Source organism: Enteractinococcus helveticum (genome assembly GCF_020742345.1).
In the GTDB taxonomy this organism is placed as follows: Bacteria; Actinomycetota; Actinomycetes; order Actinomycetales; family Micrococcaceae; genus Yaniella; species Yaniella helvetica_A.
In genome coordinates, this window is record NZ_DYXC01000054.1 from 1 (window position 1) to 8,765 (window position 8,765).

The 8,765-nt window shown below is 56.5% G+C and carries 8 protein-coding genes; 4 read left to right on the plus strand and 4 right to left on the minus strand.

The annotated features are described in order from the left end of the window. The first annotated feature begins 120 nt into the window (after positions 1 to 120). Entirely contained in the window at positions 121 to 1,416 is a 1,296-nt protein-coding gene (locus K8V32_RS03990; protein WP_303903227.1) for an MFS transporter, read from the plus strand. A 30-nt stretch (positions 1,417 to 1,446) separates the two neighbouring features. Here the strand turns inward: K8V32_RS03990 and K8V32_RS03995 are convergent, their stop codons facing one another. Together K8V32_RS03995 and K8V32_RS04000 are read right to left on the minus strand one after the other, a co-directional pair. Further along, positions 1,447 to 1,689, minus strand: a complete 243-nt coding sequence (locus K8V32_RS03995) for an MDR/zinc-dependent alcohol dehydrogenase-like family protein (RefSeq protein WP_369681037.1) — start codon at positions 1,687 to 1,689, stop codon at positions 1,447 to 1,449. After that, positions 1,683 to 2,495: an alcohol dehydrogenase catalytic domain-containing protein gene (locus tag K8V32_RS04000; RefSeq protein ID WP_303903230.1), complete on the minus strand. Its 813-nt coding sequence runs from the start codon at positions 2,493 to 2,495 to the stop codon at positions 1,683 to 1,685. The genes K8V32_RS03995 and K8V32_RS04000 overlap by 7 nt, the downstream gene beginning before the upstream one ends. Before the next feature lie 227 nt (positions 2,496 to 2,722). Here K8V32_RS04000 and K8V32_RS04005 point away from each other — a divergent pair, with 227 nt between their 5' ends. Next, on the plus strand, positions 2,723 to 4,138 hold the full coding sequence (locus K8V32_RS04005; RefSeq protein ID WP_235604868.1) for an aldehyde dehydrogenase family protein: 1,416 nt from the start codon (positions 2,723 to 2,725) through the stop codon (positions 4,136 to 4,138). Positions 4,139 to 4,309: 171 nt separating this feature from the next. Then, a complete protein-coding gene (locus tag K8V32_RS04010; RefSeq protein WP_043057215.1) occupies positions 4,310 to 5,278 on the plus strand; it encodes an AraC-like ligand-binding domain-containing protein in 969 nt (322 codons plus the stop codon). A 58-nt stretch (positions 5,279 to 5,336) separates the two neighbouring features. Here the strand turns inward: K8V32_RS04010 and K8V32_RS04015 are convergent, their stop codons facing one another. Then, on the minus strand, positions 5,337 to 6,680 hold the full coding sequence (locus K8V32_RS04015; protein ID WP_303903239.1) for a flavin monoamine oxidase family protein: 1,344 nt from the start codon (positions 6,678 to 6,680) through the stop codon (positions 5,337 to 5,339). Positions 6,681 to 6,712: 32 nt separating this feature from the next. After that, positions 6,713 to 8,215, minus strand: a complete 1,503-nt coding sequence (locus tag K8V32_RS04020) for an APC family permease (RefSeq protein WP_303903242.1) — start codon at positions 8,213 to 8,215, stop codon at positions 6,713 to 6,715. 218 nt (positions 8,216 to 8,433) lie between these two features. On the opposite strand from K8V32_RS04020, the gene K8V32_RS04025 reads away from it, so the two are divergent. Continuing rightward, positions 8,434 to 8,765 (plus strand): cupin domain-containing protein (locus K8V32_RS04025; protein ID WP_303903245.1); only part of this gene is annotated, 332 nt, incomplete at its 3' end.

Here is an 8,765-nt window from a genome sequence, read left to right on the forward strand (position 1 = left end):
AAAGCCGTGAGTTGAAATATCGATGATGGCTGGGGTTCAAAACTTTTGTGTCACCTCGGCGTACTCTAGGAGGTTAAGAGTCATTGCTGTACTCGGACCGGATGGAGTAAAGAAGGTAACATGTCAGATCAGTCACGCGGCGCCAAACCTCTAGCGGATGCGTTTCAGATCTATGCGCCCTCGTTGATCTATGCGATTGGTCTTGGCGCCATCATGCCGGCCATTGCCGGGGCCTCCACAGGATTTGGGGTATCCCTGGCGGTGGCGGCCAGTACGGTCACACTCATCGGCATCGGTTCCCTGATCGCAAATGCTCCAGCAGCCCAACTGGCCTCACGTGCCGGAGAGCGTCTTACGATGATCGTCTCGGCTGGCGTAGGAACCCTGGGTGTCACGCTGGCCTGGGCGATGGTCGCCGGCTGGTTTCCGTTGGTTGAGCCCTATGATTTTGCAGGCTATACCGTGGGTATCTTGTTGATCGGGATGGCAGGGGCTGGGTTCAATCTGGCACGCCAGTCTTATTTGGCGGTGGCGGTTCCGGTCTCGCACCGTGCCCGGGCCATGTCACTGCTGGGTGGCATGATTCGCATTGGATCATTCGTGGGGCCCTTTCTTGGTGCCGGGGCTCAAGCGTTTCTGGGCATGCAGGGCGCATTTGCCGTCGGCGCGGCGTGTATGGGCACCGCCGTCATCGTTTCGCTGTTTATTCAAGAACTGGCTGAACCCACCACGCCCACGCATTTGGAATCAACCACAACCAATCCGCTTGAGATCATCACCAATCCAACCATGACGTCGTTGGCCAGGGAGCATTGGCGGGTGCTGTTGTCTTCGGGCCTGGGCGTGCTGTGCCTGTCGGCGATGCGTGCCTCACGCACCGCGGTGATCCCGCTGTGGGCCGAGCACCTAGGACTCAGCCCTGCCCAGGCATCACTCATTTACGGGGTGTCCGGGGCCATTGATCTGATTATGTTCTATCCATCCGGTCTGCTGATGGACCAAAAAGGACGTCGTGTGGTGGCGGTGTCCTGTCTCACCGGACTGGCCATCGGCACTGCGTCCGTACCTCTGACGGGCACGAGTGGATGGTTGATGGTCGCGGCCGTATTAATTGGGCTGGGCAACGGTTTCGGTGCGGGCATCGTCATGACCCTGGGGGCTGACTACTCCCCGACCGTGGGCCGACCAAAATTCTTGGCCCTGTGGCGGTTGCTCTCCGACTCTGGAACATTGACCGGGCCGCTGCTGATCTCCGTGGTCACTGCCATCTCCACGCTGGCCTTTGGTGTTTGGGCCATCGCAGCCCTGGGGTTGGTGGGTGCTGGGATCTTTTCGCGTACGTTACCGCCAGGGCCCGGGCCGGTAACACGCGACGCCGCGCTCCACCCACCAACCAGCACTAAGAAAAGTCGGTGATAACGATTCGGTTCACCTTTGGATCGCGAATCATCCCATACCCTTATTGACCTCAGACAGTTTGATCTCACCAGAAACAATGTCATCAAGGTTCAGCCCACCAGCTTGGTACTGTTCAACAAGCATGGCCATGTCGCGTTTGGGCACGCCCGAACCCATGAATACGCCCTGGATGGCTTTGCGCGAAAACGCGTTCTGCATCGGGACCGTATCCAGCGTATCTGTGCCCGATCCCATGCCAATTTGATACAGCGTCCCGCCGTTATCTAACATGTCGTAACCCTGACGTACAGTGGCACCAATTCCGACGACGTCAAAGACCGTGCGAACACCGTGGCACCGGTCAATTCTTTGACCGCGGCAACAGGATCAGTCTCAGCTGAGTTGATGGTGTGGGTTGCACCGAAAGATTTGGCGGCATCCAGCGATTCCTGGTTCAGGTCCACGGAAATGATTTTGCCAGCACTGGCCAGCACGGCACCGGAGACAACGTTGAGTCCAACCCCACCGGCACCAATAATCACCACATCTTCACCGGGCCGGACTTTGGCAGCGTTTAGGACAGCACCGGTTCCGGTGATCACCCCGCACCCCAGCACCGCAGCCTGGGCAAAAGGCATATCTTTGGGCAGTTTGACCAGCATATTCTCATGGACCAGTGCCTGCTGAGCAAATCCGCCCAGCGCCATGCCTTGCGTCACTGAGTTACCGTTAGCATCTTTGAGCCGTGGTTCTTCGCCGTCAGCACGCAGGGTCAGTTCTGGAGAACGGCACAGACCTGGTTCGCCATCTAAACATTGCTCGCATTTACCGCAGAACTGCACCAGACAAGCGGCAACGTGGTCGCCGACTGCAAATTCTGTAACGTTAGGACCAATTTGTGTGACCACCCCGGAAATTTCGTGGCCCAGGACTGCCGGAGGCGGATACTGGACTTCATTACTCATTTCCATGAAGTCTGAACCGCACAGACCAGAGGCTTTCAGCTCGATCAGTACTTCTTGACCGATCGGATCGGCAATCTGAATATCTTCTTCTACCCAGCCGCCACCGAGTTCTCGAACTACCATTGCTTTCATTGCAGGATACCTCCGTATCTTGTGGTCAACGTCGTATATTCAACGCCCTTTCGCTGTACAGAATCAGACCATCCGCTCCGCCCGCCACGCAGCCTGGCGACTTTCAGCCCTGCGCTGGAATCCAAGTGCCATGCACGTCAGTCCTAGCTCAGCGACCGCATTTTTTGGCAGCCTAGAATACAACAGGGACCCACTTTGCGATCCCATGAATGAACACGGAGGAATACATGTCTACCGATCTGACGACATTCGACAACCTGCTTGCCGCCGTCACCGTCACCGATGGCCAACCGGTGCATGATCCGGCCACCGGTGAGCTGGTTGGCAACACCAAAATGTCGAGCACCGACGACGTCGATGCAGCCGTTGCGATAGCCAGCCAGGCCCAAAAATCCTGGGGTGCCCTCTCCCATGCCGAGCGCGCCGATTACCTGCACAAGGCCGCCGACGCGGTCAACGCTTCGGCTGAAGCGCTCGCCCAGATTCTGGCCCGTGAGGTCGGCAAACCACTCAATGGTCCCAACGCTCGTTTCGAAGCCGGTGCGTGTGAAGCCTGGCTACGTGCCAACGCGGACTTCCCGTTGGAAGACGAAGTCCTAGTTGACGACGAATCCGGCAAATCCGTGCTGAGCTATGTGCCCATCGGTGTGGTCGGAGCCATTGGTCCGTGGAACTGGCCGATGATGATCTCGGTTTGGCAGTTGGCCCCGTCGCTGCGAATGGGCAATGCGGTTATTCTCAAACCATCTGAACACACCCCGCTGTCGGTCCAGGCGCTGGTTGCGGTGCTGAATCAGGCGCTACCCGAAGGTGTGCTGCAGGTCGTGCCGGGCGAAGGCGACATTGGTCAGGCAGTTTCCGAACACCCTGACATCGACAAGATTATGTTCACCGGTTCGACCAAAACCGGGCAGGCGATCATGCGCTCGGCTGCTGCGGATATGAAGCGTGTGACCCTAGAACTCGGTGGTAATGACGCCGGTATCGTGCTGGAGGACATCAACGTTGCGGACATGGCTCAGGATATTTTCTGGGGCGCGTTCATCAACACCGGCCAAACGTGTGCCGCGCTGAAACGTCTCTACGTGCCAGCCTCGATCTACGACGAGCTGGTTCAGGCACTAGCCAAGATTGCCGCCGAGACGCCAATGGGCCAGGGCGTATCCGAGGAGAACGTCCTGGGGCCACTGCAAAATGCCGCCCAGCAAAAAATTGTTGCCGATCTGGTCGAAGAGGCCCGCAAAGATGGCGCCACCATTGTCACCGGTGGCAACCCGGATGACCATCAGACCGGTTATTTCTACCCGGCAACAATTGTCTCGGATATCGACCAGAAGAACCCATTGGTGCAGATCGAACAATTTGGTCCGGCACTGCCGATCATCAAATACGACGATCTCGATCAAGCCATCGAATGGGCCAACGAACTTGAAGTCGGGCTGGGCTCATCAGTATGGTCCTCGGATGCCGACCGCGCACGCGAAGTCGCCAACCGCCTGATTGCCGGGACCACCTGGATTAACAAACACGGTGCCGTGGACCCACGGGTGCCATTCGGCGGCGTCAAGAAATCCGGCATGGGTCTAGAGTTCGGAGTCGAAGGTCTCAAACAAGTCGCCCTGCCAAAGGTCACGACCCTCTAAGACATTTTCGCTGTGACGCAGCGCTGTCATCCCACCTTCTTATAGGTCGCGGGTGACAGCGCTGTTTGCTTTCGTGATCAAATTCCTCATTGATATAGTTAATCAATAATTCATATCTGACGGGTGTCAGCCAGGCCGCGAGACGTATAGAAGGGACTGGGCAAACTCGATATGCAACAACAGCAGCAAGACGCCGCAGTCCAACTCAATTCCGCTCCAGTACGAGACCAAGATTATTGGACCTGGGCCCAGAACGCTCAAGCAAGCTTTCCCAATATTGAACTCAGCACACCCGACCGACAAGCTTTCCGTGCAGGTCAGCACCACGTATCGCTGGGTGGGGTCGAACTTTTCGACATGTACACCGGTCCACATACGGTAACCCAAAGCAAGGTTGTACCGATTGCCGAGCATGAAGCGTTGTGCAAGCTCTCATTGCAATTTTCCGGGACCACAGTCCTGACTCAGGACGGTCGTGAATGTCTGCTCCAACCCGGTGACCTTGCCCTGTATGTCGCGCATCGTCCCTATACCCTGGACTATGCACAAGACCAGCGCAGTCTGATCATTCAGTTTCCACAAGAGCTGCTGCACTTGGTACAGAATCAGATCTCCCAAGTGACGGCGGTGCCCATTAGTGATGAATCTGGGCTTGGAAAAGTAGCCGTCCCACTCTTTAAACAACTCGCGCTGAACCTGCACATTTTGCAGGGACCACACGCGCTGCAGCTGGTACGGTCCGCTCTTGAAATGCTTGTCACGGTACTATTTGCAGCGGCCCGGAACCACGACGACCTGCAAGAAGACAATCCGCTATTTCAGCAGGCCGTGGCATTTATTGATGATCACTTGCACGATCCCCAGTTGGGACCGCAAATGATTGCCGACCATTTTTACGTCTCGCTGCGCCAACTCCACGGCAAATTCTCGGAAGAACATCAGACGGTCAGCGCCTATATCCGCAATGAACGCGTCCGACGAATCCGCGATGACCTTGCGAATCCGGCCTACCGTGATGAAACCGTTCAATCGATTAGTTCTAGGTACGGGCTCACCGATGCTTCACATGTTTCCAAATTATTTAAACAAACCTACGGTGAAACTCCTTCGGGTTATCGCAACTCCATTTTTAGTGTTTAAACGTCAACGGGTCACACGGCTGAAAAGCAGCAGCGTGACCCGTTGATTTTTGTACGATTTATGCCTGCTGTCGGAAGTCTTGGATGATCCGACGTGCTGTTGTCATGCCAGATTCTAGCGCGCCGTCAATGCAAACTCCGCGCCAGCCGTTCGACCATTCGGTCCCGGCAAAGAACATCTGAGTGCCAGTGTCTTTGAAGTTGTCCCAGCCATCGCTGAATTGGCCCCTCTGTAAGGTGCCCCAGGCCTGGCCGGACCATTTATCAGCAACCCAGTCATGCCCGGTGGAATCGACCACCTCGAGTTCCGGATTGAACTGGTTGATGATTTCTTGGGCTACCGCCGTATCGTTGAGATCAACCGCCGAGTGGTCCCCACCGAAGCCCACAAGAATGGTGGTGTTGTCATCGGTAAAGTACTCGGATCGCACCACTGACATCTTTGCGGGGAATGGCGCGTAGCCCAGGATCTTGTGGTGGCCTTTAATCTTGATCCAGATCTTGGCACCCTTGGAGTTCCAGCCGCGGTCGACCACCTTTTGCATCTTCTGCGGCAGTGCCGGAGAAAACTCGATCGTATTCATTGCCCCGGCTGGAACGGTGACAATCGTTGCATCAGCTGTGATAACTTCGCCATCTTCCAAAGTGAGTGATACGCCGTCGGTGGTGTGCTGAACCTTGGTCACTGGAGTATTCAGTCGAATATTGCAGGTCAGATCTTCAGCCATCGCGTTGTAGATGCCCTGCATCCCGTTGACCAGCTTGAATTTCAACGTGATGTCGTCCAGCAGTCCCAGATCCATATTCGACAGTGCCGCCCACTGCTTGGCCATCAAGGATGACCCGGTGTCTGGGTTGCCGATGTAGCCGGCTGCCCAGTAGGAGCTCATCAGATCGAGTTGTTCGTGGCTGAATTTTCCCGATTCACGGATGATGTCGAGCACGGATTTCTGGTCATCGGCCAGAAATTGTTCGCGCAGTTCTGCTGGTCCGTCGTACCGGTCCGACAGAATCCACATTGGGTCTAACGGATTCGGAAAATACTCGTCGCCTCGGGCAAAAACTTCGGCCATGGCCGGACGCAGCAGGGCATCAACCTCGTCCATCGTGCCCTGGCAAGTTTCACCGGTAGAGCGATTCCAATACACAGTCTGCGGCTCGGGCGAGGCCACGATCGGCTGGTTGTAGCGCACGATCTCGGTCCAGGTGTGCGCCTGGTACCAGTGCACCCAGGTTGCCCCCAGCTCTAGCGGACGCCCCATCCGCTCCTCGGTCCAGGCACGCCCACCGATGCGATCCCGGGCTTCAATAATCTCGACGCTGATTCCGGCGGCTTGCAGTTCACGAGCTGCCATCAGACCTGCAAATCCAGCACCGATTACAACAACATGTTTCTTCGTCACAACATGTTCCTTTCGTGTGAGTGTTCTGGGGTTTAGTTTGTGCTACGTTCGTTGTCATCAAGCGAGCCCTGGGCGATCGCAATTTCTTCGTCGTCGCTGAGCATGTCCTGGTGACGCATTTCTTCGTAGTCTTGCGGACGACGGCGCTGAATGATTTCTCCCCAAATCAAGCCGAGTACGCCACTGAGAATAATCAGACCGGGCATGATGTAGATCAGCGCGGAGCCTGCTTCGGCATCGATCATCAGATCGAAATTGACCAGGATCATGATGAACACGGCGGTCAAACCGATGGTGGCGACGCTTGGTGCAATAACGCGCGTCCAAATGCCGCGCTGCAGCTGATTGGTACGGAACCATGCAATGATCGCAACCGAAGTGACGGCCAGCAAGAAGACCAGACCGAATGCCGCGGCGTTGGTCAGCCAGGTGAACAGCGTAATGACCGGGAACAGATCGCCCAGTTCGTGGCCAATGCCGGCGATCGCAAATCCCGCAACAACTACGAATGCAAGTCCCGACTGCATCATCGATCCGTTGCGTGGTGCACCGTTTGGTGCCGTCGTCCCCAGGGCCTTGGGTAGTACGGTTGAGCGGCCCAGTGCAAAGAAATAGCGGGCCACGGCGTTGTGGAAGGCCAGCAGCACTGCCAGCAAACTGGTGACAAACAGCAGGTTGGCAAAATTCGCCAGCATCGGTGAGTGTTGGCCCAGCCAGTTGAAGATCAGATCTGGGCCGAAGGCCTGGGATTCTTCGACAACGCTGCTTGGCCCCACGCCAACGCCGACTGCCCAGGCAGAAAATGCGTAGAACAGTGCGATAACGATCAGCGCAATATAGGTTGCTCGCGCTACGGTGCGACGTGGGTCAACAACTTCTTCGGAGTAGATGGCGCCGGATTCAAATCCCATAAACGCTGCGACGCCGAAGGCCAGCAGCACGCCGATGCCGGGAACGAAGAACTCATCGGCGGCAAAAGCAGCGGCCGAAACACCTTCTGGGGCAATCGAGATGGCCATGATGTCAACAATGACCACGACCACGAATTCCAGCATGACGACGACGCCGAGCACCTTAGCTGACAGATCAATAGATCGGACACCAAGCAATGCAACGATCAGCCAGGCCGCCAGTGCGGTCAACCACCACGGGAGGGCTAGCCCGGTGAAGTTGGCGATGAGGTTGGAGGCGGCAAAACCGAACAGCCCGTAGAGCCCGATCTGCATCATGTTGTACGACACCAGCGCCAGGATGGCCGCGGCGATGCCCTGCCGGTTCCCCAGGCCCTCGGTCACGTACGCGTAGAAGGCACCGGCATTTTGAATTTCCCGGCTCATGGCCGTGTAGCCCACGGCAAAGAGCACCAGGATCAGTCCAAGCACAATATAGGTTTGCGGCACCCCGAGAAGTCCGGCAACCGCATAGTTGGTCGGAATACCTCCGGCCAGAACGGTTAGTGGAGCCGAGGCCGCGATGATAATAAAAACCAGCGATGCGGTGGACAGACGCCGCCGATCTAAACGTGTACTTTCCATTTGGGGTCTCCTAAGTCCAAACAATAATCCCAGTGTGGCCCACAACACGCAGTGATTGATTGGCCGTGCGTGCACGCCACTTGGTAAACAGTGCCGGACCTCACATTTGCCGTGCACCCCTGGGCAAGACCTGTGCACTGGGATCACAGAATCAGCAGACGCCCATCAGTCAAGATCAATGCGTAGCCAGTTTGAGTTGTCGAAAATAAGGAGACTTCATGACCTACGATATTGGCCGCCTGGCCGAGGCCGAATTCCAGCCCTTCCCCCACCCAGCCGACCCTTCGAAATCAGCCGGTGAGTTCGCGTGGATTCGCCAGGGCAAGGCCCAGTTCTGGCGTGGGACTCAAGACACCATGCCACAGGTAGCGCCCTACCCATTTGCCCGGGCCGAAATTATCCACGTCATCGAAGGCGCTGTTGATATTGAAATGCCCGACGGCGATGTGATCCATCTGGGTGTCGGCGATGTCGGTGCGTTTGATCAGAACATCGACACCACGTGGACGTTTACTTTCCCGTTCACCAAGCTTTCGGTGTTTCCCGAAGA